General features: G+C 42.7%; 22 protein-coding genes and 1 riboswitch. Of the genes, 14 read left to right on the top strand and 8 right to left on the bottom strand.

Translation table 11 applies throughout. The annotated features are described in order from the left end of the window. Window position 1: 1 nt before the first annotated feature. Window positions 2-403, top strand: coding sequence for a secondary thiamine-phosphate synthase enzyme YjbQ (locus BW944_RS02975; RefSeq protein WP_076556846.1), 402 nt, complete (start codon window positions 2-4; stop codon window positions 401-403). A gap of 89 nt (window positions 404-492) precedes the next feature. Here BW944_RS02975 and aceA read toward each other — a convergent pair whose 3' ends face one another. Together aceA and BW944_RS02965 are read right to left on the bottom strand one after the other, a co-directional pair. Continuing rightward, the gene (aceA, locus tag BW944_RS02970) at window positions 493-1,776 is read right to left on the bottom strand and encodes an isocitrate lyase (RefSeq protein WP_076556845.1); all 1,284 of its coding nucleotides are present in this window, start codon (window positions 1,774-1,776) and stop codon (window positions 493-495) included. Window positions 1,777-2,015: 239 nt separating this feature from the next. Further along, complete coding sequence (locus tag BW944_RS02965) at window positions 2,016-4,169, bottom strand: malate synthase G (protein WP_076556844.1); 2,154 nt, start codon at window positions 4,167-4,169, stop codon at window positions 2,016-2,018. A gap of 291 nt (window positions 4,170-4,460) precedes the next feature. Between BW944_RS02965 and BW944_RS02960 the strand changes: the two genes are divergently transcribed. From BW944_RS02960 to BW944_RS02935, 6 genes are all read left to right on the top strand, one after another. Continuing rightward, window positions 4,461-4,703: a hypothetical protein gene (locus BW944_RS02960; RefSeq protein ID WP_076556843.1), complete on the top strand. Its 243-nt coding sequence runs from the start codon at window positions 4,461-4,463 to the stop codon at window positions 4,701-4,703. A gap of 234 nt (window positions 4,704-4,937) precedes the next feature. After that, a complete protein-coding gene (gene zupT / locus BW944_RS02955) occupies window positions 4,938-5,744 on the top strand; it encodes a zinc transporter ZupT (RefSeq protein ID WP_076556842.1) in 807 nt (268 codons plus the stop codon). A 78-nt stretch (window positions 5,745-5,822) separates the two neighbouring features. Continuing rightward, on the top strand, window positions 5,823-6,569 hold the full coding sequence (locus BW944_RS02950) for an alpha/beta hydrolase (protein ID WP_076556841.1): 747 nt from the start codon (window positions 5,823-5,825) through the stop codon (window positions 6,567-6,569). Between the two features lie 75 nt (window positions 6,570-6,644). Then, window positions 6,645-6,744, top strand: a riboswitch (TPP riboswitch). A 77-nt stretch (window positions 6,745-6,821) separates the two neighbouring features. Continuing rightward, window positions 6,822-7,388 carry an energy-coupled thiamine transporter ThiT gene (gene thiT, locus BW944_RS02945; protein WP_076556840.1) on the top strand — a complete coding sequence of 189 codons (567 nt, stop codon included), beginning with the start codon at window positions 6,822-6,824 and terminating at the stop codon, window positions 7,386-7,388. 213 nt (window positions 7,389-7,601) lie between these two features. After that, a complete protein-coding gene (locus tag BW944_RS02940; RefSeq protein WP_076556839.1) occupies window positions 7,602-8,621 on the top strand; it encodes a C40 family peptidase in 1,020 nt (339 codons plus the stop codon). Between the two features lie 152 nt (window positions 8,622-8,773). Then, window positions 8,774-10,777 carry a methyl-accepting chemotaxis protein gene (locus BW944_RS02935; RefSeq protein ID WP_159438131.1) on the top strand — a complete coding sequence of 668 codons (2,004 nt, stop codon included), beginning with the start codon at window positions 8,774-8,776 and terminating at the stop codon, window positions 10,775-10,777. Between the two features lie 501 nt (window positions 10,778-11,278). Here the strand turns inward: BW944_RS02935 and BW944_RS02930 are convergent. After that, window positions 11,279-11,752 carry a DUF456 domain-containing protein gene (locus BW944_RS02930; RefSeq protein ID WP_076556837.1) on the bottom strand — a complete coding sequence of 158 codons (474 nt, stop codon included), beginning with the start codon at window positions 11,750-11,752 and terminating at the stop codon, window positions 11,279-11,281. A 113-nt stretch (window positions 11,753-11,865) separates the two neighbouring features. On the opposite strand from BW944_RS02930, the gene BW944_RS02925 reads away from it, so the two are divergent. After that, window positions 11,866-14,208 (top strand): penicillin acylase family protein, encoded by a 2,343-nt coding sequence (locus tag BW944_RS02925; protein WP_076556836.1) that lies wholly within the window; start codon window positions 11,866-11,868, stop codon window positions 14,206-14,208. Between the two features lie 311 nt (window positions 14,209-14,519). On the opposite strand, the gene BW944_RS02920 is transcribed toward BW944_RS02925, so the two are convergent. The 3 genes from BW944_RS02920 to BW944_RS02910 all read right to left on the bottom strand — a co-directional run bounded on the left by BW944_RS02920 (window position 14,520) and on the right by BW944_RS02910 (window position 16,359). After that, window positions 14,520-15,224, bottom strand: coding sequence for an NAD-dependent protein deacylase (locus BW944_RS02920; RefSeq protein ID WP_076556835.1), 705 nt, complete (start codon window positions 15,222-15,224; stop codon window positions 14,520-14,522). Between the two features lie 11 nt (window positions 15,225-15,235). Next, window positions 15,236-15,973: an oxygen-insensitive NADPH nitroreductase gene (gene nfsA / locus BW944_RS02915; protein WP_076556834.1), complete on the bottom strand. Its 738-nt coding sequence runs from the start codon at window positions 15,971-15,973 to the stop codon at window positions 15,236-15,238. Between the two features lie 125 nt (window positions 15,974-16,098). After that, a complete protein-coding gene (locus BW944_RS02910) occupies window positions 16,099-16,359 on the bottom strand; it encodes a hypothetical protein (RefSeq protein ID WP_076556833.1) in 261 nt (86 codons plus the stop codon). Window positions 16,360-16,506: 147 nt separating this feature from the next. On the opposite strand from BW944_RS02910, the gene BW944_RS02905 reads away from it, so the two are divergent. Beyond that, window positions 16,507-17,433, top strand: a complete 927-nt coding sequence (locus tag BW944_RS02905) for a manganese-dependent inorganic pyrophosphatase (protein ID WP_076556832.1) — start codon at window positions 16,507-16,509, stop codon at window positions 17,431-17,433. A gap of 58 nt (window positions 17,434-17,491) precedes the next feature. On the opposite strand, the gene BW944_RS02900 is transcribed toward BW944_RS02905, so the two are convergent. Then, window positions 17,492-18,070, bottom strand: coding sequence for a GNAT family N-acetyltransferase (locus BW944_RS02900; RefSeq protein WP_084193590.1), 579 nt, complete (start codon window positions 18,068-18,070; stop codon window positions 17,492-17,494). An 89-nt stretch (window positions 18,071-18,159) separates the two neighbouring features. Between BW944_RS02900 and corA the strand changes: the two genes are divergently transcribed. Together corA and BW944_RS02890 are read left to right on the top strand one after the other, a co-directional pair. Continuing rightward, on the top strand, window positions 18,160-19,104 hold the full coding sequence (corA, locus tag BW944_RS02895; RefSeq protein ID WP_076556831.1) for a magnesium/cobalt transporter CorA: 945 nt from the start codon (window positions 18,160-18,162) through the stop codon (window positions 19,102-19,104). Between the two features lie 110 nt (window positions 19,105-19,214). Then, on the top strand, window positions 19,215-19,754 hold the full coding sequence (locus BW944_RS02890) for a YusW family protein (RefSeq protein WP_076556830.1): 540 nt from the start codon (window positions 19,215-19,217) through the stop codon (window positions 19,752-19,754). Between the two features lie 182 nt (window positions 19,755-19,936). Here BW944_RS02890 and BW944_RS02885 read toward each other — a convergent pair whose 3' ends face one another. Beyond that, window positions 19,937-20,500: an FAD-dependent oxidoreductase gene (locus BW944_RS02885; RefSeq protein WP_076556829.1), complete on the bottom strand. Its 564-nt coding sequence runs from the start codon at window positions 20,498-20,500 to the stop codon at window positions 19,937-19,939. 364 nt (window positions 20,501-20,864) lie between these two features. On the opposite strand from BW944_RS02885, the gene BW944_RS02880 reads away from it, so the two are divergent. The 3 genes from BW944_RS02880 (at window position 20,865) to BW944_RS02870 (ending at window position 24,350) form a co-directional block, all read left to right on the top strand. Beyond that, window positions 20,865-21,398 (top strand): HD domain-containing protein, encoded by a 534-nt coding sequence (locus BW944_RS02880; RefSeq protein WP_076556828.1) that lies wholly within the window; start codon window positions 20,865-20,867, stop codon window positions 21,396-21,398. A gap of 331 nt (window positions 21,399-21,729) precedes the next feature. Further along, window positions 21,730-22,665 (top strand): pyridoxal-phosphate dependent enzyme, encoded by a 936-nt coding sequence (locus tag BW944_RS02875; RefSeq protein ID WP_076556827.1) that lies wholly within the window; start codon window positions 21,730-21,732, stop codon window positions 22,663-22,665. Window positions 22,666-22,694: 29 nt separating this feature from the next. Beyond that, window positions 22,695-24,350 (top strand): PucR family transcriptional regulator, encoded by a 1,656-nt coding sequence (locus tag BW944_RS02870; protein ID WP_234983093.1) that lies wholly within the window; start codon window positions 22,695-22,697, stop codon window positions 24,348-24,350. The last annotated feature ends 402 nt before the right edge of the window (window positions 24,351-24,752 follow it).

Raw genomic sequence — 24,752 nt, 5'->3', positions numbered from 1 at the left:
CATGATGGAAACAATATCTGTACCGACATCTTCGCATAGTGAAATGGTGGATATCACGAAACAGGTGGAAGAATGTGTGAAGAAACATGAAGTCACAGATGGGGTAGTGGTAGTTCAATCAATGCACACCACAGCCGGGATTACTGTAAACGAAAATGCCGACCCTGATGTTCAAAAAGATATGCTGATGAGGCTCGATGAAGTCTTTCCATGGGAGCACCGTAAAGATCTTCACGGGGAAGGAAATACAGCTTCTCATTTGAAAACGAGTACGGTAGGACATGCTCAATCATTGATTATTGATAAAGGAAGTTTAGTACTCGGAACGTGGCAGGGTGTTTACTTTTGTGAATTCGATGGACCGAGAACGAGAAAAGTTGTTGTTAAAATCGTCGAAGGATAAGTATATTACCATCAAAAGGCACCTCCAGAATAACTGGGGTGCCTTTTTTATGTCCGGATAGAAGAGACGAACTCCGGACTTGGATAAATTTATTTGTTCGTAATAAATTGTTCGCTTTCAGTTGATCCTGTGAGTGCTGTTGTAGAAGAAGTGCCTCCTGAAATTGCCATCGATACTTCATCAAAATATCCCGTACCTACTTCGCGTTGGTGTCTAGTTGCAGTGTAGCCGTTTTGTTCGGAAGCGAATTCTGCCTGTTGTAGTTCGGAATAAGCAGCCATTCCATCAGTTTTGTATTTACGTGCTAGTTCGAACATGCTGTGGTTAAGTGCATGGAACCCGGCAAGAGTGACGAATTGGAATTTATATCCCATCTTGCCGAGTTCGACTTGAAACTGCTCTATCGTTTCCTGATCAAGTTTCTTTTCCCAATTGAATGAGGGAGAACAATTATAAGCAAGCATTTTATCCGGATATTTTTCATGGATTGCATCTGCAAACTTTTGTGCTTCCTCAAGGTCAGGTTCGGATGTCTCACACCAGATCAAATCTGCATAAGGAGCGTATGCCAGACCTCTCGAAATCGCCTGATCGATTCCCGGAGTAGTGCGATAGAAACCTTCTGCGCTTCTTTCTCCTGTCAGAAACTCATGATCATAAGGATCGGCGTCACTTGTGATCAGGTTCGCTGCATTAGCGTCCGTTCGTGCGATGATTATAGTAGGGACGTCCATAACATCAGCGGCGAGACGGGCGGAAATTAGATGTCGAACGGCCGTTTGTGTGGGTTGCAGGACTTTACCCCCAAGGTGACCGCATTTCTTCTCGGAAGCTAACTGATCCTCCAGATGAACTCCTGCCGCCCCGGCTTCGATCATGGATTTTGCGAGTTCGAAAACGTTCAGAGGTCCTCCGAAACCTGCTTCCATGTCCGCTACAATCGGAGCGAACCAATGTTTTGATCCTTTTCCTTCAGCATGTTCAATCTGATCTGCACGTTGAAAAGTCTGATTGATTCGTTTTACCACTTGTGGAACGCTGTTAGCGGGGTAGAGACTCTGGTCAGGATACATCTGTCCGGAAAGGTTCGCATCAGCTGCTACTTGCCAGCCACTGAGATAGATGGCCTCCAAACCTGCTTTCACCTGCTGCATGGCCTGGTTCCCAGTCAGTGCCCCAAGAGCAGGGACGAAATTACGTTGATGCAGTAACTCCCAAAGACGCTCGGAACCCATACGTGCCAGAGTCTGTTCTATGACTACAGAGCCTCTTAGATTCAGTACTTCTTCCGGGCTATAAGGTCGCTCTACACCTTTGAAACGCTCGCTTTCCCATTGTTCGTTCAGCTTTTCAATCTGTTCTTTTCTGTTCATAATAATCTCTCCTTAGAATATAATGCAGGATTTCACCTGAAAATTCGAATTTTGTTATATAACAGTAAGTATAAAAAAATATAGGTGAAAATACCGGAAGATCCGGCATTTTCATATTTACTAGTTGCCGTCTGCGTCATTACAACATTCAACCGCTTCTTTGTGACTATTGTGGTCCATACCGCATCTGTGACAAGTGTTACTGTAGTTTTGATACATTTCCATAATTGATCTCCTCCTTATAATGTTTGGGAAAATTGATTGGCTTTGAACTGTAAGCGTCGCTCGTGCAATATCGGTTCTGTGTAACCGTTAGGTTGATTTGGACCGAGAAAAATCAAATCGGAAGCGGCCTGGAAGGCTATGGATTGTTTAAAATCAGGAGCCATAGGTCGATAATTTGAATCATCTTTATTTTGCCTATCTACTACTTCTGCCATTTGTTTCAACACTTCCTTGACCTCCTCGCTTGAGATAACTCCATGTTTGATCCAATTGGCAATGTGCTGGCTTGAAATTCGTAAAGTCGCACGATCTTCCATTAACCCGGTATCATGAATATCTGGCACTGTTGAACAACCGATTCCCTGTTCAATCCAGCGTACGACGTACCCCAGAATTCCTTGGGCGTTGTTTCTCACTTCTTGCATGATTTCTTCTTTACTTTCCGGAGGGGCAGCAATTGGTATTTCGAGCATATCCATTGTCGGATCAGTCTCATCAATGGTTTTCTGAATAGAAGGGACGTAGACTTCATGATAATGCATGGCGTGAATGGTCGCTGCTGTTGGGGAAGGAACCCAGGCTGTGTTACCGCCCGCTTCCAGATGACCGATTTTTTCCTTCAACATTGCTTTCATCTTTGCGGGTTTCGCCCACATCCCTTTTCCGATTTGAGCTTGTTTTATAAAGCCGGTTCGGATACCTGTGCGGACGTTCGCAGCTTCGTAAGCCTGCAACCACACGCTTTCTTTCATCATTCCTTTAGGTAGTACAGGTCCTTTTTCCATAGAAGTGTGAATTTCATCTCCGGTGCGATCCAGAAATCCGGTATTGATGAAGACGATGCGGTTTTGCACTTCATAGATACAGTTATGCAGATTAAGTGAGGTTCGTCGTTCTTCATCCATCACTCCTATTTTCAATGTGTAACGGGGGAGCCCTAATACATCTTCGATTTTATTGAAGAGTTCGTTCGTAAAGGCGACTTCTTCGGAACCGTGCATTTTCGGTTTTACGATGTAAATGGACCCTTCTTTTGAATTTATCTTTCTTTCCAAATCATGCATTCCTATCAGGCTACTGACAAAACCATCGAGCAATCCTTCAAAACAAGGTTCATTATTGCTATCTAAGACTGCCGGATTTTTCATTAGGTGGCCGACATTCCTGATAAGCATGAGGGCGCGTCCTTTCACAGTAATCTGTTCATCTTCAGGTGTCCGATAAGTACGGTCGGCTTGCAGAGAACGTTTAATGACGTTTCCCTCTTTTTCGAAGGTAGTTTGAAGATCTCCTTTTAATAAGCCGAGCCAGTTCCGGTAAGCATTTGTTTTATCGGCAGCGTCCACGCAGGCCACGGAGTCTTCGCAATCCATGATACTCGTTATCGCCGATTCTATTTGGATATCTTTAATTCCGGCATCATCAATCTGGCCGATCGGGTGGTTCCGGTCAAACTGTAATTCTATGTGCAGGTCGTGGTGTTTTAGTAATATGGATTGTGGCTTTCGGCAATCACCCTGATATCCAATGAATGAGTCTGGAAATTTCAGTTTCTCTCTCGAGTGATCCTTCAATTCAATGCATAAACCTCCATTAACTATCGCGTAACGGACAGAGTCCAGATGGCTTCCTTTAGTTAAAGGGAACCACTCATCCAGACGGGATCGCCCCTGTTTGATGACTTCTTTTCCTCTTTCCGGATTGTATGCATCACCTTTTTCAATGCCGGGAGCTTCAGGGATTAAATCTGTACCATAATAGGCATCATATAGGCTCCCCCATCGGGCGTTAGCTGCGTTCAGAGAAAACCTTCTGTTTGTAAGTGGCACTACAAGCTGAGGACCTGCCTGATTTTTCATTTCAGGGTCGACGTTAGCTGTTGTAATCTTGAATGGAGGTTTTTGTTTTTCCAGGTATCCTAGGGAAGCAAGGAATTCCTGATACCCCTGATTTGACGGGGTAGAATGGTACTCATCAATTTTTTTCTGAATGTCCTTTCGTTTCTGTAACAGAAGTTCATTTTTTTCAGAGAAGTGATCAAGTATTTCTGAAAGCCCTTTCCAAATTTCATTTGAAGAAAGTGGAAGTGAAGGAAGAACCTCGTCTTCGATGAACTCGTATAAAACAGAATCTACATAATAGTTGCCTATAGAATGATAATCATTCACGAAACGACCTCCCTTTTTAAATAAATCAATCATCTGTTCCATAACAGTTTGATTTGTTAATTTGTATTATATAACAACGAAATAGTAAGTCAATAGGTTAAGTAAAATATTTTAGAAAATTCCGATTTAATTTTTCTGTAGGAGTCTCTGAACCCATGATTAATCTGAGTATTCGATGAATGATAGTATCTATAAGATAAGTCAATATCGGAAAATTGAAATTTCATGGTTAACATGAAGGCGAGGAGGGTATAAAATAAGAGAATCTACATAAGAAGGAGAGTATAAATTATGGCTGAAGAATCTAAGAAAAAATGGGATTTAATCCTGCTGTTGGATAGTCGTCGTGAGGTAGAGTATGAAATGGAACTCAGTGAAGAAATGAATCAGCGCGAAGCTACGGAATTTGTTACGAAACAGCTTGAGCGCGACAGCTGGTGGTTCCTCGAGAGCGGGGTAGCAGTGTATACGAATGCTGTAGAAGCTTTCTATCTAAAAGGAGCAGCAAAGGTCACTCAGTTTAACATCAATTGATATCTCGTCGATTCTTACTCCAGATTTGAACTGAAAAATCGTATTACCTTAATGTAAAAAACCCCGGACGCTAACTAGCGTTCGGGGTTTTTAGGTGAGAAAGAAAAGGATTATATATGCAAAAGACAAAAAAATTTTATTTTGCCTTCATCTTTTTATTATAACCTGAACTAAAAAAGTTGCACTAATGAAAAACTGCGGTTACAATAGTGGTGTCAGGAAGGAGGAATAAATATGGAAGATGTACTTTTGGCTTTCGGTTTAACACTTATGGCTGGTCTGGCCACAGGCATCGGTAGTATACTTGCATTTTTTACATCAACGACGAATACGAAATTTTTATCTTTAGCACTCGGGTTTTCTGCGGGTGTCATGATATATGTTTCCATGGTGGAAATATTTTTCAAGGCTCAGGAATCCCTTATAGCTGCACTTGGTCCAGAGGGGGGGAGATGGCTCACTGCAGGTTCGTTTTTTGCGGGTATGTTCATCATCGCCCTTATTGATAAATTCATTCCTAAAGAAGGAAACCCTCACGAACTCAAAAAAGTGGAGGATATGTCAAAAAGCCAGACGGAGATCAAAGATCCTGCCCTTATGAAAATGGGGGTATTTACGGCACTCGCGATCGCTCTCCATAATTTCCCGGAAGGTATTGCAACGTTCACTTCGGCTCTGCAGGATCCTTCCCTGGGTGTAGCTATCGCCATTGCCATAGCGATTCATAACGTTCCTGAAGGTATTGCGGTTTCTGTGCCTATCTATTATGCAACAGGTAATAAAAAAAGAGCGTTCAAATTATCTTTCTTATCCGGCTTATCCGAGCCGGTAGGTGCAGTAGTCGCTTTTCTTATTCTAATGCCGTTTTTGAACGATATTATGTTCGGTGTTCTTTTCGCATCTGTAGCAGGTATCATGGTGTTCATCTCACTGGATGAGCTGTTGCCAGCCTCAAGACAATACGGGGAAGCTCATCTATCTATTTACGGCGTCGTAGCCGGAATGGTCGTTATGTCTATGAGTCTCCTTCTGTTCATTTGAATATATTCAGAAAAAAGAGTTTATACACTCTCTATTAAGGTATAGTGTAATAAAAACAGATAAGGGGGACTCGTCGGAATGAGAGAATCAGTCATGAAAGGTGCCGAGGCTTTTTACAAAGAAGGAAATGAAATAGGGATTGTAGTGCTGCATGGGTTCACCGGAACGACTCAAAGTATGCGTCCTTTAGCTGAAGCTTATGCAAAAGAAGGTTATACGGTAGTATGTCCTAAGTTGATTGGTCACGGAACAACACCTGAAGATATGGAGCAATCGACTGCGGAAGAATGGATCCAGTCTGCCGAAAATGCATTTGCGTGGCTGGAAAATCGATGTAATCGAATATTCGTAGTCGGTCTCTCCCTGGGAGGCACACTAAGTCTTTATTTAGCTGCTAATAAAAATGTAGATGGTCTTGCAGTCATCAATCCTGCCGTGAACGTACCTGAAATGGTACAGATGGCGAAATCCGAACTTCGATTTGTCGATTCCATAGGTTCTGATATCAAGAAGAAAGATGTGTCAGAGCTTACTTACCATAAAACGCCAGTCCGCTCACTTAAGCATTTACGAAATCTGATGGCAAAAGTTCACGAGCAGTTAAGTGAAGTCAAAGCACCGATGATTGTTTTCGTTTCTGAAGAAGATCATGTAGTTCCCCCTGATAACGGTCAGACAGTATTTGATATGGCCTTTTCAGAGGAAAAAGAGCTTGTTCATTTAGAAAACAGTTATCATGTAGCTACGCTTGATAATGATCAGGACCTGATTATTGAAAGATGTCTGGAATTTTTCAGCAGGCACGTGAATGCAAAAGTAGAATGAGTATTGTATGTATCCTTTTGAACTCTGAATAGTGATACGTTATAATTGATTAAGGCAAAAAAAGTAGTAGAATAAGAAGCCTTCAAGGGGAGCCTCTGGCTGAGAGTGAACAATCTGTTCAGACCCTTAGAACCTGTCAGTTAATACTGGCGTAGGGATGGCGGCTTTTTTTGATGGGCAATGCGGGGACCTCCATCAGAAAGCCTCCCCTTAGGCATTGCTTTTTTTGTATCTTCAGAAAGGGGAGATACTATGCAACAACAGCGTGTATTATTTCTTGTGGAGGCGGCGATTTTCTCGGCCGTGGCTTTTCTACTGGATATCCTTCCGTTCTTGTCCCTCAAACTTTGGTTCCAAGGGGGATCGATTTCATTTGCAATGATCCCTGTCTTCCTGATGGCTTTTCGCTGGGGGATATCCGGCGGGATGATTACCGGCCTGCTTTTCGGTTTTTATCAATTTTTTGCGGGAGCGTTTATCGTCCATCCCGTACAGGCTTTCCTTGACTATATTGTTGCTTTTGCTCTAATAGGGGTTGCAGGTATAGTCGCTTCAAAGATCAAAAAAAATTCAAGAAACAACCATCTGAAACATGTTTTGATCTACGTTATAGTGGGAACATTCGTTGGTAGTACCCTTCGTTTCCTTGCACACTTTGTAGCGGGAATGGTATTTTTCGCTTCGTTGGCGGAGGATCAGCCTGTGTGGCTATACTCGTTACTCTACAATGGAGGTTATATGCTTCCTTCCTTCATTGCGAGTGCTGTTGTGATCAGCTTGCTTCTATGGAAGCGGCCTAAATTATTATTACGTCTGTAACAAAAGCCCTGAAGCTTGGTATATCAAGCTTCAGGGCTTTTTTGATTAAGGGAATATATAGGTTATGTTTCATTATGATAAACATTTGTAATATAAACGTAACGCGCAAAATAGATTTTTTTTGATACACTGTGTTCAGTGCTTGAAAAAAGGTAGAAAAAAAGAATCAGATAAAAAAGAGAAAAAACATTGGGGAATAGGAGTGGAGATGTCATGTTGAAGAAGGTTTTGTTTTTTGTAGCCATAGCTTTTGTAACTGTACTTGTACTGCCATCGAAAGAGGCAGACGCAGCCACGGAGGAGAAATTGCACAGTGTTTCTAAGCAATACATAGGTGTACCGTATGTGTTCGGTGGAACGACGCCAAGTGGTTTTGACTGTTCCGGTTTTACGCAGTATGTATTCGGTAAGATGGGGATTTCAATTCCAAGAGACACGCTAGGTCAGTTCAGTACAGGTAAATCAGTTTCCCGTTCGAACCTTCAGGAAGGTGACTTGGTATTTTTCAAAAATACATATCGCCGTGGAATTTCTCACGTAGGAATCTATGCAGGAAACAACCAGTTCTATAACGCAACAAGCAGTCGCGGTGTACAACTTGTATCATTGAGTAATCCGTACTGGGGACCGAAATATGCAGGAGCGAAACGCGTGAGTTCATTTTCCGGGGAATCAGATGTTGCAGCAAGCAAAGCACCATTGAGTGATCTTTTCCCTGATCTTTCCAAAGAACATGATGCATTCTATGCTATTGAAATCATGACTCAGAGAGATATCGTAAGTGGTCATACTGACGGAACGTTCCGTCCGGAAGAAGGCATCACTCGTGGGCAAGTGGCAGCAATCTTGAACAGACACTTTGACTTCAACAATGTTGGCGAAGGGTTCAGTGATATTGGTCAGACGAGATTCCAAGAAGATATCAAAGCGATTCAGGCAGCCGGTGTAGTAGGCGGATTCAAAGACGGAACTTTCAGACCTCAAGAAAATCTTACGAAATCTCAAATGGCTTTAATTGTTCAACGTGCTTTTGATTTGAAAGGATATCCACTTGAAGAATCGCACGATATTTATGAAAATATTAAGCCTGGATATGAGTTTTATGATGCAGTAGTTTTGATGAATGCTATTGATCGCTCTCCAGTTTTTGATCGTAATGAATACAAAGTTGGCGAAGAAGCAACGAGAGCAGAATTCACTACAGCAGTCTACAACGGAATGGAAGCTAACTAATCATTATAGTTACTCTATAAAATAACCGAATTTAATAGTCGTTAAACTGAAAATCGCAGGTTTCCTGCGATTTTTTTGTATGGGAATAAATATAAAGAAAATTCCGTCGATATAAGTAATTAGTCAGGCCAATGAATTGGAGGGGGATGGATGTGAAATCAAATAGAAAGATTTATGAGAAAGGACTGCAGAGACAGTTTCTGCTATCATTTATGAGTTTGGTGTTACTAACTGGAGTCGTTGTTGCGGGTGTCAGCTATTGGATTAATCTATCCAGCACTGAAAATACGATGAAGAATGATGTAGAGCAACAGACAGAACTTATGAACGACTCATTCCGAACGTTATTTACGAGTATTGCACACAATACAGACACAGTCGCGGATGACCCGATGGTTCTAAATGCGGAAGAAGAACGTGCAAATATCGTAGAACACTTCCAGGCGATCCAGGAAGCTCATCCTGATGTTCTGAATGTTTATATGGGTGTGCAGGAAAACCAGGAAATGTTGATATACCCGGAAGTCGATTTGGGGCCGGATTATGATCCGACTACTCGTCCCTGGTATGAAAAATCTTTGAGTGCTCCGGGGGATGTGGTTTGGACTAACCCCTACCAGGACGCAGCTTCCGGTGATACTATCGTCAGCGCTGCTAAAGAAATCAGCTCTGAGAATGGTACATATGGTGTGTTTGCGATAGATTTTCGTGTCACTTCGTTGTTTGAAAATGTTGATTCTATAGAGTTCGGTAGTAACGGAAATGCGATGATCATTAATGAGGAAGGGATATTTACATACCATCCTGACGAAGAGAAGATCGGTGCAGAAGCTACAGGAGAGTCATTTTACAGCTCTATGGAAGGCGAAAAAGGTACGCTGAGAACTGATGAGCGGATTATTTCATACGTAACGAATGATCAGACTGGATGGAAGATGGCAGGTGCGTTACCTTTATCTGATATATATAGTTCAAGCAATGAAATAATAGTTCCGATAGGCGTTACCCTGGTCCTGATATTTGCTTTAGCATTCATTTTGGCATACTTTTTCACGAGAAAATTCACGCGACCTATACAGGAGCTCCAGGAGTCTATGGGGAGAGCAGGGGAAGGAGATTTTACCGCAATCTCCACCACAGATAGAAATGATGAAATCGGAGACTTGGCCCGGGGATATAATGAAATGCTAGGAGCTACCCGGGGATTGTTGGAAAAAGTCAGTAATGCATCGCGACGGGTTCAGTCCACCTCCATGGATGTAGTTGCAAACGCTGAAGAAAACTCAGCCTCTGCTGAAGAAATTTCAAATGCAGTACAGGAGATAGCATCCGGGGCCCAGTACCAGGCAGAAAGAATGGATCATAGTGTAACTTCTGCCGATGAACTGTCCCGTTCCATCGAAGAGGCAGTGAGAAGAAGTGAGCGTATGAAGAAACGATCCGATGAGTTATCCGGCCGTTCGAAAGAAGCGATGGCAATTGTCGAAAGGTTGAGAGAACAATCGAATAACACAGAATCGGTTACAGAGCAGATGAAGAATGCTATCGAAGAATTGAGGCAAAGTTCCGATAACGTTAACAGCGTAGTGGGAACCATATCATCCATAGCAGGACAGACGAATCTGTTAGCACTTAATGCTGCGATTGAGGCTGCTCGTGCCGGAGAAGCAGGGAAGGGGTTTGCTGTTGTTGCTGAAGAAGTAAGGAAACTCGCGGAACAATCTGAGGCTGCATTAAAAGATGTGTCATCAATGATTGCTCAAATGAGGAAGCGGACTTATGATATCGTTGAGCTTATTGAAGAGGCGACGGGAGTTGTAAATTCACAGAAGACAGCTGTAAATGAAACGGAACATTCTTTTGAGAATCTGTTTACTCATATTACAGATAGTGTCGTAGCAATGGATGACATATTGAAGGAAATGAAAAACATAAATGGAAGAAAAGATGATTTATCTGCACATATCAATGAAATCAGTGGTGTGACGGAAGAAACTGCGGCTTCCTCCGAAGAGGTTTCTGCTTCCGTTGAAGAGACGCAGGCGGCGATGGAACAGTTGAACCATCTGGCTGAAAATCTCGAAGAAGTTTCTTCAGATATGCAGGAAGAATTGAATAGATTTACGTTAGAAAAGAATGAAACCTTAGAAGGTTGAATAGTGATGAAAAGAGCCTGGGGTAAAAACTGCTTTTACGTATAAAAATCCGAACAACATTGTTCGGATTTTTATATACCTTCGTTTATGGAATGATTCATAAGAAAAACACGGAGACTCCTATGGGAACACCACGAGTTGAAGATGCATTCAGCTGAAGCCTTGCCCATGGAAAGCGACGTGTTTTTCTTTGAATATTCGTTTTAGCATTTCTACCATACATTCTGTCCCGGACTCTTTTCGTCATGGGTCTGTTATCGTTCCTTGTTGATTTTCGTTCTACGGGTGGAAGCTTGCCGCGGGCATGACGTAAACTTCCGGAATCTCTCTACGTTCGATTCCGGTGATTTTCCGTTCATGCGATTCCCGCAGGCGTCTCCCCCCTCCGTTCCTAAAATCAACAACAGGCTTTAACAGAGCCTTCGTCATAATAGAATGGAAAATGAGAAGTACCACCGTTCTGCATACACAGAAATGGAAGGAACAACTGTTGAATTAGGATCAGAAATAAGAAAGGAAGAACCAACCGATCATGATGAGCTGGATGATGAATTTGGCTATAGTTCCGCTCAGAAAACCGAACAACGTACCTACGGCTGCGCGAAATGCTTTATCCGCTTTCTTCTCAAGAAGGAATTCAACCAGGAATACAAGAAGGAATGGAATGATCAATATTCCAAAAGGGGGTATGAAAAAAGAACCGATGATTACACCGGCAACGGCTGTCCACTCTCCCCATTTACTGCCTCCGTATTTCTTTACAAATATACTGTTGGCAATCATATCTGAAATGATAAGCAAAACCGTCAATACAACAGCTCCTACCCAGAACCATGCGGACAAACTGCCTTCAAGCCATATGCTCAGTAGGAAACCGACCCACAGTACAAGAGGGCCTGGAATGATGGGGAAGATGAGACTGATAAAACTGCTGATGAATAATGCTATTATTAAAATCCATAATACAATTTCCATAGCTTCACTCCTTTCTTTGTTCATTGTACTTCAAGGAGTGGAACGTGCCAAAAAATACCCTGTTCTTTTATGCGAACAAACTTTATAATGGAAGCAAAGGGGGAGGTTGAATCATGAAGTCATGGAATTGGAAAAAAATATTGATCCGAACCGGCATCTTTGCAGGAGTATTCATTCTGGCTATAGTCCTGTTCGTTGTAATATTTATTCAACGGACGCTTCCTGAAACAAAAGGAGAAGTGAAATTGGACAGCTTATCCTTAGAAGTCGAGGTAGTGAGAGATGAAGAAGGCGTGCCGCATATTGAAGCGGATTCCCTGGAAGACCTCTATATGGCTCAAGGATATGTGCAGGCGCAGGATAGACTGTTGCAGATGGATCTTTCCCGTCGTCAAGCTTCTGGGGAGCTCAGTGAAATTATAGGCCCTGCAACAGTAGAACAGGATAAATTTTTTCGGGCTCTTGGTTTGAGGAGAGCGGCCGAAGCTTCACTTGAAGAATATTCCGAAGAAGGAAAAACTGCACTTGAAGCTTTTGCTGATGGAGTGAACGCGTACATAGAAAAGGCGGACCGGGAAAACAGGCTGCCTCCCGCATTTACTCTTATGCAGTCAAAGCCGGAACCATGGACACCAGTGGACTCTTTGACAATAGGAAAATTCATGGCTCACGACCTTGGCGGCCACTGGGAACAGCAGGCTTTCCAATATTATGCGATGAATAACTTTTCAAAGGAGAAAGCCGAAGAAATAATGGCTCATTACCCGGAGGTTAAACCTGCAGTGTTGGATGGAATGTCGCTGGATATCTCCGGAGATTTTGCAGATGTACCGACTCCACACCCCTTCAATGGAAGTAATAATTGGGTGGTAAGCGGGGAGCGGACGGAGTCAGGGGACCCTGTGCTTGCGGACGACCCTCATCTTGGTATCGCAACTCCATCGATTTGGTATCAGATGAAACTGAGTTCTCCGTCTCATAATGTCAGTGGAGTTATTTTTGCCGGTGTGCCGGGGATAATATTAGGAAATAATGATCACGTCGCCTGGGGTGTCACCAACGTCGGCCCTGACGTGCAACAATTGTATCTGGAAAAAAGAAATCCCGAGAATCCTGAACAGTTTTTATATGAGGGGGAATGGGAGGATGCAATCATTCATGAAGAACCTATTAAAGTGAGTGGTGAGGAAACGATAGAGTATGAAGTAGTTGAGACCAGGAATGGACCGATTATTAATGAATACACGGAAGGAGCGGGTGAAGGAGATGCTTTGTCGTTACGCTGGACCGCTCACGACCCCTCCAAGGAACTAGAAGCTGTACTGGAAATCAATCAAGCTACAGACTGGGAATCGTTCGAAAAGGGATTGGAAAAGTTTCATACACCAGCCCAGAACTTCGTTTTCGCTTCTGAAGACGGGACTATAGCTTATAAAGCTAACGGTAAGATTCCTATATATGAAAATCCTTCTGATTCTCAACTCCCATTACGTGGGTGGGAAGAAGAGGATCAGTGGAATGGATTCATTCCCTTCGATGAATTGCCTACTGTTGTAAACCCGACGAAAGGATGGATAGCCACAGCGAACAACAAAATAACGACTGAGGATTATCCTTATCATATCACCCATAACTGGGCGCAGCCTTATAGATATGAAAGGATAGCGGAAATGCTCGAACAGGACGATTCTATTTCTGTGGAAGATGTGAAACAAATGCAGATGGATGTCAAAAATCTGCAGGCGGAAGAATTCATGTCTTTTCTTCTTGGAAGAGTGAATGAAGAGGTGTTGAACGAGAATGAGAAAGAAATGATCAGGCTGATGGAAGATTGGAATTATGAGGATGATAAAGATTTGCCTCAACCGCTGATCTTTCATCATTGGCTGGAACGGATAGAAGCCATCCTTTATGAAGATATACCCGAGGATATCGACTCTTTATTTCATGGAAAAGAACAGACGACCGATGAAATCTTCAGGATGGAAGAGAGGGGAGAGAAGTCGGTATGGATGGAGGAAGCAGGGGGAAGCGAAGAGGTGATCACTTCCTCCTTCCAATCGATTTCTGATAGGTTGATAGAAAAGTTCGGGGAAGAACCTTCCGAATGGAAGTGGGGAGCCTACCACCAGGTGGAATTCACTCATCCGTTATCCGATATCGCTTTTCTCGACAGATTTTATAATCGTAAAGACCCCTTACCTGTAAGTGGTAGTTCTGTCACCGTCAGGGCTGCAGGGTATGATGAAAATGGGAATGTGGACCATGGAGCCTCCTGGAGGTATATCATTGATACCAGTGAAATGGATAGAGCCAATCATATTGTAGGTCCTGGGCAGTCGGAACGTTTTAATAGTAAATGGTATCACAGTCAGTATGAGGATTGGGTGGAAGGTATCTATCATGAAACAAACATGACACAATCATCCGGAGATACGCTTCGCCTCACCCCTTGAGAATAATGGAGAGTCATGTCCTGCTATGCGATAGAAACATTCTCTATAAAAATTAGCTTGGGACAGAATGTATGGTAGAAATGCTAAAAACGAATATTCTAAGAAAAACACTGAGACTCTTAGGAGGACAGCACGAGCTTAAGATCCAATGGGTCAAGCTATTCGCTTGATCCATTCAGCTGAAGTCGTCCCCAAGGAAAGCGACGTGTTTTTCTTATGAATCATTCCATGAATGAAGGTATATAAAAATCCGAACAACATTGTTCGGATTTTTATACGTGAAAGCGGTTTTGTCCCAGGCTCATTTCAGTTTATGCTTTCAGTTTTTCGATAACTTCTGACAAATCGTCATGGATACAGTAGTCGAACATGTAGTCTTTATCCGTCGGATAATTGTTGATAAGAATTTTTGTTCCCGTTGCTACCATAGGGAGCATATTAAACGGCATGACGCTCAGGGACGTGCCTAGTACGAGTGTGAGATCCGCCTTTTTTACCAAGTTCTCTGCCTCTTCGTGAAAACGGATCATATCTCCGAAGAGAACAACGTCCGGTTTGAGGATGTTCCCGCACGAACAGTAAGGAATCGTTTCTTCAATAACCTTCTCCAATGAAAAAGTTGTGCCGCATACAGGACATGAGGCGGTTTTCAGTGTGCCATGATATTCTATGACATTTCCATTACCTGCTGCGGTATGGAGACCATCCACATTCTGAGTCACTATATCTACTCTTTCACGTCCATATTCAAGTTCATTCAGAAAACGATGCACCTGATTAGGACCATAATTCTGCAAGAGTTTCAATTTGAAGATGGATTTATAATAATGCCAGAATTCTTCCGGGTTTTCGTGGAAGAAGGCACTCGACATCAGTTCTTCACGGGAACGCTCAGCCGTCCACAACCCTTCACTCGACCTGAAATCAGGTATGCCGCTTGCGGTCGATACTCCGGCTCCGGTCAGCACAGCGATATGATTAGAGTTTTTGATGATATCTTTGATGGCTGCGATCATAGTTCCTCTCCTTATCTTCTATTGAAGCCTTTGTCCTTCAGATAGTCGGTCACATCCATACGAATCGGATTTTGGAACCTCCGTTGCATCTGAAGCGTCCAGGTATCCTGGCGTTGATTGGAAGACCTGGAAGCATAATAGTCACTGATTTGGTTGTTGAATTTCCGAATTTCCTCTTCGTGGTCTTTATACTCATTCTCGAAATAGACGGTTTCAAAAGGAAGTCTCGGTTTTTTTTCGGGAGTCTCAGCAGGTACTCCGATCGCGATTCCGAACAGGGGAGCGACATGATCCGGGAGATTCAGTATTTCATCCACTTTTTGGATGTCGTTACGAAGACTTCCCAAGTAGCACATACCAAGTCCCATCGATTCGGCAGCGATAGCGATATTCTGAGCGGCAAGGGCTGCGTCGATCGTGGCAGTCATAAGATGCTCGCTGTTCTCGAGATTTTTCTCCATGTTTTCTTTCGTCTTTTCATCTGCATCATAGGTGAGCCGTCGATAATCGGCACACATAATGAAGAGATGACTATTATTTGTTACATGAGGGTGACCGGAAACGTCTTGGAGTTGCTGCTTTTTCTCTTCGTCCGTGATTCCGATGATAGAATAGGCCATCATGTAGCTTGAGGTTGATGCCTGTTGGGCTGATTCGACGAGCGTCTGAATCGTGTCGTCTTCGAGCTTTGTTTCCTCGAATGATCGAATGGAACGATGGTTCAGTATAGTTTCAATTGTTGAATTCAATGAAAAAACCTCCTCTTCGTGTGAATGCTCCCTTCAGTTTAGCATACGGGAGGCGGTTCAACACAAAGATGAGGTTATAGACCGAAGAGGAAGCGGTCAGCAGGAAGAGTTACATAGAGGTTTTATTAGTGTACTCGAAAACGATTCGCGGCTTTTTTGTTTTTCCACTGAATGGTACTCATGTAAAGTTGAATCAGGCCTAAGCCTAAAATGATTGGTCCGATTGTAAAAGCGAAAACCGGACTGATAGCTAAGTGAAGAAATCCGAGTGTGAACTGTCGTCCGGATTGGCCGTCTTTATAAGCCTGATAAGACATATAACTCGTTCCAAGAAATATCAGGAAAAGCGTCCATTTAAGCAGTTCATTAGCGATTAGCATAGTCATTAGCAAACCTCCTTTCAAAATAATGTATTCTTTTAATGATACCATTATTTGATATTTTGTCAAGGAATCGTGACAATGATAGACGGAGGAGGCTATTTGTTCTATAATCGAACCGGGTAAAAATTTGATACAGAAAGGGGAAGATTCATAGTGAAAACTTTGATTTTTGGACATAAGAGTCCGGATACGGATACTATCTGTTCAGCACTTGTTTACGCTGATTTGAAAACGAAACTGGGATACGAGGTGGAACCGGTTCGTCTGGGAGAACTTAATGGTGAAACGGAGTACGCTCTTGAATATTTTAAACAAGAGGCTCCTCGACTGGTAGAAACCGTGGCGGATGAAACGGAACAAGTGATTCTCGTCGATCATAACGAACGTCAACAAAGTGCAGATGACATCGATAAAGTCGAGGTCAAGGAAGTGATCGACCATCACCGTATTGCGAATTTTGAAACGGATGGACCATTGTATTATCGAGCGGAACCGGTAGGTTGTACAGCTACGATATTGAATAAATTATATAAAGAACAGAACGTAGAGGTATCAGAGGAGATGGCCGGTCTGATGGTCTCTTCTATTATCTCTGACTCTCTGTTATTCAAATCACCGACTTGTACAGAAGAAGACGAAAAGGCTGCTGAGGAGCTAGCTGCGAAAGCACGTATCGATCTGAATGAATACGGCCTTGATATGTTGAAAGCAGGTACGGATATCAGCGATAAATCTGCCGAAGAACTGATATCGATTGATGCGAAAGCTTTTGAGATGGGAGAAGCGAATGTAAGGATTGCACAGGTGAACACTGTGGATACAGCTGAAGTGCTGGAGAGAAAAAGTGACCTGGAAGAAGCGATGCAGAAAGAAATCAATGGAAATGGATATAACCTTTTTGTATTGTTGATTACGGACATTCTCGATAGTGATTCAACAGCAATCGCTATAGGTGAAAACCAGGCAGCAGTGGAGCAAGCCTTTAATGTGAAGCTTGAAAATAATGAAGCGGTTCTTAAAGACGTAGTCTCACGTAAGAAACAGGTAGTACCTCCATTGAATAAAGTGTTCGGTTAACAGATGCACGTAGCTGTGGGCTTACCCTCGGGAGGCTCACAGCTTTTTTTATGAAAGCTCATCTTTTGCTGTCTTCAAGAAACCATTCTTCTCTTAAGACCCCGAGACGTACTGAATCGTAGTAATAACCTTGGTATAAGTGGGCTTTTCTAATTCTTGCTTCTTCTTTCATGCCGAGCTTTGTCGCTATATGGATCATTCTCATATTTTTAGACCACGTTCTTAACCCCACTCTTGCAAGCGGCATGGTTTGAAATAAATGATCGATCCACATTTTCAGGGCCTGGCTTCCTACTCCTATTTCCCAATAACTGGAGTCATAAATGCCGATTCCCACTTCGAGCCAAAAGGAGGACTTCTCTTCCCAGTAATACATAACAGTACCGATAATTCGTCCTTTGTATTCGATCAGAAGACGGGAATCGACTTCGTGTTCTGATAGCCGATGTTTCCTGGCTTCCTCGTGGCTTTTATAACTTTCAAGGGTATGCGGCTCAAGAGAATAGAAAGGAGCATCGTATTTTTTCCATAAAGGTTCCGAAGCGCCGTAAATCAAGTCATAAAGGTAGGGGAGATCGTCGTCTTCGATACTTCTGAGTGTGATGTCGTTTTTTTGTAAATGTATCTTCCTTGCCATAGTCAGCGGTCCTTTCTTTTTTCTGTTAAGTATAACAGATTACAGAAAAAAGAAAGAGGGTATATATTCAATGGAAGAGAGGTGGTTGAATGATACATTGTATGGCTTATGATAGTGTGAATGGTCTGAAAGAAACAGAGTATATTCAGGATGTTTTGAACCCCGCTCACGAATGGCGTTGGATAGATTTCGATGATCCATCGAGCGAAGAGAAAAAAATGCTCGAGCACGAGTTTTCTTTTCACCCCCTGGCTGTGGAAGATTGTTTTCATAAATTACAACGGCCTAAGCTGGATGACTATGGTGATCATACGTTTTTTGTTCTACATACATTGGACAGACAGACCTTGGAAAAAGAAGAGGTGAATGTCTTTTTACAGGAAGGATTGCTGGTTACCTTCCATAAACACTCTTCGGCTTTTGTCAAAAGAGTAAGAGAGCAAGTGAAACGTGAACCTGAAAAAAATGGAGAGGCAGTCATACTCCACAGCATTCTGGATCAGGTGGTTGATGCGTATTTTCCGATTATTTATTCCCTGGAGGATCAGATCAATGACCTTGAAGATAATACAAATGATCTTTCCATCGAAGATATGCTGGAAGAACTGTTTGATAGGCGGAGAGAGTTGTTGAAGATGAGGCAGACGATCTATTCCATGAGGGATATGGTCTATCGGATGCTTTATACTCATGATTTTGAGAAGGTCTACGAACATAAAGAATATTTCCGGGATATCTATGATCATTTACTGAAGGTCTCGGATATGATTGATTCGAATCGTGAAATGACTCAGGATATTCGGGATATACATTTATCGGTAACCTCTCACAAGCAGAACAAAACGATGCAGTTTTTGACAGTCGTTTCTATGATTTTCCTTCCACTCACTTTCATAGCTGGGGTATATGGAATGAATTTCTCGTATATGCCTGAGTTGGAGTATCGCTACAGTTATTTCATCATTTGGTCAATTATGATTATTATGACTTTAGCTATGGTTGCATTTTTCAAGAAAAAAGGATGGTTTGACTGAACAATACGTGTGTCGTCTCATTCCTCATAAAAGACGAAAGAGAAACCTGAAAACGTCGGGTTTCTCTTTTTGTGCAACGGGAAGAGGAGTAAAAAAAGGAGAGGGAAACGATGAATCGACTGACAGTTTTTCTGTTGTTGATAGGAGTACTTTTCATTGGTGGATGTGCAGGGGGCGGTTCTTCGGGGTATGGTACGGGTGGTGAAGAAGAACAGACCACAGAAAATTCCGGCGACATGAGTGACGGAGAAGAACAGCAACAGTCCACCCCAGAGCCACAAGATGAAACAAAACAGAATGAAGACCCAGTTGAGGGGAAGAAGACCTGGTATGATCAGCTTAATTTCAGGGAATTATCCATTTCGGTCGCTTACGGTGAACAGGAAAGGTATGAAGTTGAATATGCGTACAATCAGGGAAATGCGAGTGCCGAAATAAAGGATACCAGGGATGATGAATCAAGGGAGCTCGAAGGTGAGCAGGCACTGAAGGAACTGGAGGTAATGCTTTCAGGCTTGGACGTCGATTCTTCTATGTCAGAAGAGGAAGTAGCAAACGAAATCCTTGAGGCGTTTGAGCTCGATGATGATTATGAAGAATTGGAAGTGGAGGTGGAAATCAAGGATTCGCCTTCGGAGACAGAGGATTAATGTGTAGTCGGATTATCAAATGATAACAAAAAAACACGGTACTTTCCGTGGGGACAGCTGCCAACTTGATTAAGAAACCTTTATTAATCAAGCGGAGATTCAGCTCGTTTCGTCCCCACGGGAGTTTTCGTGTTTTCCATTACTCCTGGTGAAGGTTTGAATTTTTGGGCTTTAAATCAAGTTCACTTTAACATGTCGTGATCCACGTAACGCTCTCCGTTCAATTCTGAGAGCAGGTTGACTGCTACACGGGCGCCGTCCCCGGAGGTGATGATCGTATGTACGCTAACACCTGCAACGGTTCCTGCTGCCCACATTTTGTTTTTGGCTGTTTGTCCCTTTTCGTTCACTTCAATAACTTTCGCTACTCTCGGTTCCGTTCCCTCTGTGACTGGAAGTCCAAGTTGTTCTGCAAGTTTCACCGACATACCGGTAGCGAAAATCACATGTTCAGCTTCGTAGGAGTCATCGCCTGAATGTATAATAAACCCATCAGAACTTTCCTCGATATCTGAAACTTGATGCTCCACGAGTTTTGCCCCGTGTCTAATCGCCTGCTTCTGCCCTTCACTCAAAAGCTCCGGACCTTCTATTCCTTTTGTCAGACCATAGTGGTTTTCTACCCAAGCTTTTGCAGTTATACTCTTTCCGGAATCGAACATTACAACATCTTTACCGGCTTTGGCTGTGAAAATGCCGGCACTGGCCCCGGCTGGGCCTGCTCCGATAATAGCTACATCAAACATAGTAAAACCTCCTTATCTGATAGGCTCTGCTATCGTTTATTGTTAAGCTTGCCGCGGAGATGAAGGAAACTTCCCGCATCTCGCTCTGGTAGATACGGGTGATTTTCCCTCCATGCTAGTTCCCAAGAAGTCTCCACCTTCCGCTCCTGTTCTCAACAATAGGCTTTAACAGAGCTTTCTAATAAGTATACCTTTCTGTTTATAAAAAGAAACCTCTAATAAAAGTAAAAAGATTCGTTCCTACGCTCTCTGTGTTGATGGTTTGCATGGAGTGATATTGGGGAAAAGAGAGCAAAGACCATTACGGATTTGCTAATGGCGGGGTTCTGTGGTATATTAAAAATTAAAAAATCATAGAGGAGGTATGGAGATGATTACATTAGAAAACATTTTTTCTCATTGGGTTACAGAAAAGTATCTCCAACGATCAGGCATTTACCATGCTGTAACCGTAGCAGAGACCGCCTTTTCTATGGCCCGGGAACAAGGTGTGGACGAGGAAGTCGCTACAAAGGCTGCCTTTTTGCATGATATCGGTCACTACGAGTGGTATACAGACGGTGAATGGGATTACGATGAATATAGAAAACATGATATCCATGCGATCAAGGGAGCGGAACGTGCTCATAAACTTCTTATTCGGCTGGGCGAAGATCGTGCCAGGGCGAAAGAGGTAGCGTTAGCCATTCTTCTGCATACTGATAGCTATCTTCCATTTTCGGTGGAAAATGAACGTACGAATGTTCAGGACATAGTATGGAAGGCAGATACGATAAATGAGGAAGAGGCGGGCCGTCATCACTATAAGCTTATGGATAAACAGGAGGCTATGGCTCGCCTTCAAAAGTTGGATGAGTCGATCATTGCAGGGCACAAATCCGAAGTCAACGTTCAATGATGAAATTTCAGTGACTGGAATCCGTTTAGAAGGTTTAGGATGTGGAATTATCGGAAAAAAAAGATTATGAAATGGTGATGCTCACTTCCAGTGGGCATCTTTTTTCATATATAATTAACTTACTAATGAGAAGACCCTGTAATTGTATGTAATGATCTATGGGCAGTTAGATAAAGCGGTGAATCTATCTGGAAAAACAAAGCCTGAATCACCTGTAGTGATTCGGCGAGGCTGAAGTGTTGACCAAGGTAAGTGTTCGCCAAAAGCGTCGAAATATCCACATTATATTTATAAAGACTCAAATCAGAAAGGTATAGAAAGGTGGGGTTTCATGCATCTTCAACAATTTTACCGGGCTAAACAGCGGATAGCTACCATAATCGAAAAAACCCGCTGTGTTTATTCTGAATCTCTGTCGCGCGAGACAGGAGCAAATATCTACCTTAAGCTCGAAACGGAACAACCGACAGGCGCTTTTAAATTAAGGGGAGCAGCAAATAAAATAAGGGGACTGACTGAACATGAAAAAAGCAAAGGAGTGGCTACATTTTCTACCGGAAATCATGGCATTGCGGTAGCCTATGTCGCTCGGCAAGAGAACATCCCTGCGACCATCTGCATTTCAGAGAGAGTACCAACTGCAAAGAAAAAGCGACTCGAAGAACTCGGGGCGGAAGTAATCGTTACCGGAAAAAGCCAGGATGAGGCGGAAGAATATTGCTATTCGCTTCCTGAAGTGACAGTGGTACCTCCGTTCGATGATGAATCAGTAATAACCGGCCAGGGCACGATCGGGATTGAACTCATGGAGCAATGCCCACAGGTGGATCATGTGGTGGTGCCTTTATCAGGAGGAGGATTGATGTCAGGCGTAGGAACCTCTCTTAAGAAAATGAATAATGCGATACGGATTACAGGGGTATCTATAGATGGAGCGGCTGTCATGCATGAAAGTATTAAGCAGGGAAGTCCTGTCATTCTTCCTGAAAAAGAAACACTTGCTGATAGTTTGCTTGGAGGAATCGGGGGGAAGAATACCTTTACTTATGAAATGACTAAACATGTTATGGATGAAAGCGTGCTGGTCGGGGAAAAGCAGATATCCCATGGCATTAAAACTCTTCTTGATAAGCATAAAATGCTGGTGGAGGGAGCGGCAGCATCAGGAGTCGGGTGGATATTGGACCACCGTATCGCAAAAAAAGAAAATATCGTCATTCTTATCACTGGTAACAATATAGACGTTGAAATGCTAGATCAATTGTAGAGTCGAGGTGAAGGAACATGGGGCTTCAAATGAAAGAAATAATAGAGTTGCCGATACTTCAAAAGGCTAAGCTGTTGACACCGACCTCACTCCTTTCAAAACAGGAAATCGAATGGATCAGTGTGATTGAAACTCCTGTGGAAAACTTCGTGAAACAAAACGAATTTGTGCTCTCGACAGGTGTAGGTTGTAAAGAGGATCCTAGGTGTTTAGAGCAGTATGCCAGTGATGTTATCGAATCAGGCGCCTCCGCGATTGGTTTTGCTACCGGAAGACATATATTCACTGTGCCCGATCCGATTATCGAGGAATGCAAAAGAAATAATATTGCGTTATTGGAAATACCATGGGAAGTCAGATTCGGGGATATTATGCAGGAAGTGCTGCAGGCCATTTCCGAAGAAAAAAGAGAAGATCAAAGATTTGTGGAAGGCATAAGACAGGAGATGATCGATTGTGTATTAAATGGAGAAGGACTGGATGAAATCACTTCTCTCGTTTACAAACATACTTCCATCCCTGTTGCGATCAGTGACGATGAACGTGTCGTCCGCTCCAACCACCATTTCAATAGAGACATGATAGATATTCTGAATGAAAAAAAAGAAGGCGCTTACCGGGCAGTCCCTTTTACTCAAACCTCGTACCTCGAGCGACACTATCCAATCGAAAAATATGAGTTCAGGCAGGGGGAATGCTATCAACTCACAATTCTCTCCAATCACAAGAAACAAGGATACTTATTATTCGAGCGCATTGATCGCCCCTTTTCCTGGTCGGACCTGACCATTCTGGAACATGCGGTCACTGCCTGTGCCCTCTTCTTTGTGAAAGAAAATGCAATTGAAATGACGGAAATCAGATTAAAAGATAACTTCCTCCTCGATCTTGCGAAAAAAGAAGACGAACTGGGGGAAGAATTGATCGAGAAGGCTCGTCTTCTCGGTTATGATCTTGAGAAACCATACGCCTGTATTATCGGTGATATCCAATTTTCGAAGACGATTGATGATCATATCGACTCTACAGATAAGAAAATCGCTTCTTCCATGCATAGCAGAAATTATTATGTACAAACAGAAATTCAACATGCCGCTGATCAAATTGATCGTAAGCGCATGACGACGTTTGATGACGGACGTGTGATCGTCTTTCTCGAAGCGGACAAAGATTCCTATATGGAAACCACTCATCAATTTCTGGACCTGGTAGAGAGAAGATTACATGAGCTTTTAGCAGGTATCACGATTTCGTGGGGGATTTCTTTCCATGGAAACGGGGTCGGGGTCTTTCATGAGAGTTATAAAGAAGCTTCTACTGCTTTATCGTTCGGTTTCCGTCAGGAAGAAGCCGGGTTTCGCACCTTTTTCACCGATACGAAAGTCAATAGGCTGCTTTTATCCATTTCTAAAAATAGTGATGTGAATGATCTGGTTGAAGCGACACTTAGTAATCTGATTGCTTATGATGAAAAAAGACAGGCCGACCTTCTTCATACATTTATGGTATATAATAAATATAACTCGAACGTCAGCCAGACAGCCCGGGCTATGAACTTGCACAGGCAATCGCTTTTACACAGGCTCCGCAATATTGAACGTCTGACAGGGCTGTCTCTTCTGGACTCGGATGATTTTTTCCTGTTGGAATTGAGTGTACGTCTGTGGATGTTAACACGTAACTAATAGAACCCGGTGATTTTTGGTTCATGCTCTTCCCACGGGTCCCCTCATTCGTTCTAAAATCAGTAACCGGCTGTATCAGAGCCAAAATTTTAATCCAAAGACAAAAGATTCCGGTGTGACCGTGGATCTTTTGTCTTTTTTATTTTCAACTTCTGTCAGAATCTGCACCTTCTTTTTCCGACACTTCCTTCCCACATGTCCCCTCACGTAATGAAAAACCAACAACCGCCAGATTTATCTTAGAAAAGTAACATACTATTTCAAAAATAATTCGGATTTCAACAAATCGAACGCTGAAAACTTGATGAGCCCTATGTCTTCAAGGAATCATTAGTGTGTCACTTATGTACGAAAAAGCTATACGAAAGTTCATACATTTCGTACATTACATAAAATCAGCAT

The sequence above is a fragment of the Salimicrobium flavidum genome, from assembly GCF_900156645.1.
Classification (GTDB): domain Bacteria; phylum Bacillota; class Bacilli; order Bacillales; family Halobacillaceae; genus Salimicrobium; species Salimicrobium flavidum.
This window is presented reverse-complemented; position numbering and strand designations above follow the sequence as displayed.

Excerpts from the sequence above, each read along its gene's own strand:
- thiT (WP_076556840.1), top strand. The coding sequence starts at position 6,822 with ATGCAACAACAGCGTGTATTATTTCTTGTGGAGGCGGCGATTTTCTCG.
- corA (WP_076556831.1), top strand. The coding sequence starts at position 18,160 with ATGATACATTGTATGGCTTATGATAGTGTGAATGGTCTGAAAGAAACA.
- BW944_RS02885 (WP_076556829.1), bottom strand. The coding sequence starts at position 20,500 with ATGTTTGATGTAGCTATTATCGGAGCAGGCCCAGCCGGGGCCAGTGCC.
- BW944_RS02950 (WP_076556841.1), top strand. The coding sequence starts at position 5,823 with ATGAGAGAATCAGTCATGAAAGGTGCCGAGGCTTTTTACAAAGAAGGA.
- BW944_RS02960 (WP_076556843.1), top strand. The coding sequence starts at position 4,461 with ATGGCTGAAGAATCTAAGAAAAAATGGGATTTAATCCTGCTGTTGGAT.
- BW944_RS02870 (WP_234983093.1), top strand. The coding sequence starts at position 22,695 with ATGAAAGAAATAATAGAGTTGCCGATACTTCAAAAGGCTAAGCTGTTG.
- BW944_RS02940 (WP_076556839.1), top strand. The coding sequence starts at position 7,602 with ATGTTGAAGAAGGTTTTGTTTTTTGTAGCCATAGCTTTTGTAACTGTA.
- BW944_RS02900 (WP_084193590.1), bottom strand. The coding sequence starts at position 18,070 with ATGGCAAGGAAGATACATTTACAAAAAAACGACATCACACTCAGAAGT.
- BW944_RS02925 (WP_076556836.1), top strand. The coding sequence starts at position 11,866 with ATGAAGTCATGGAATTGGAAAAAAATATTGATCCGAACCGGCATCTTT.
- BW944_RS02975 (WP_076556846.1), top strand. The coding sequence starts at position 2 with ATGATGGAAACAATATCTGTACCGACATCTTCGCATAGTGAAATGGTG.
- BW944_RS02875 (WP_076556827.1), top strand. The coding sequence starts at position 21,730 with ATGCATCTTCAACAATTTTACCGGGCTAAACAGCGGATAGCTACCATA.
- zupT (WP_076556842.1), top strand. The coding sequence starts at position 4,938 with ATGGAAGATGTACTTTTGGCTTTCGGTTTAACACTTATGGCTGGTCTG.
- BW944_RS02930 (WP_076556837.1), bottom strand. The coding sequence starts at position 11,752 with ATGGAAATTGTATTATGGATTTTAATAATAGCATTATTCATCAGCAGT.
- BW944_RS02910 (WP_076556833.1), bottom strand. The coding sequence starts at position 16,359 with ATGACTATGCTAATCGCTAATGAACTGCTTAAATGGACGCTTTTCCTG.
- BW944_RS02920 (WP_076556835.1), bottom strand. The coding sequence starts at position 15,224 with ATGATCGCAGCCATCAAAGATATCATCAAAAACTCTAATCATATCGCT.
- BW944_RS02880 (WP_076556828.1), top strand. The coding sequence starts at position 20,865 with ATGGAGATGATTACATTAGAAAACATTTTTTCTCATTGGGTTACAGAA.
- aceA (WP_076556845.1), bottom strand. The coding sequence starts at position 1,776 with ATGAACAGAAAAGAACAGATTGAAAAGCTGAACGAACAATGGGAAAGC.
- BW944_RS02890 (WP_076556830.1), top strand. The coding sequence starts at position 19,215 with ATGAATCGACTGACAGTTTTTCTGTTGTTGATAGGAGTACTTTTCATT.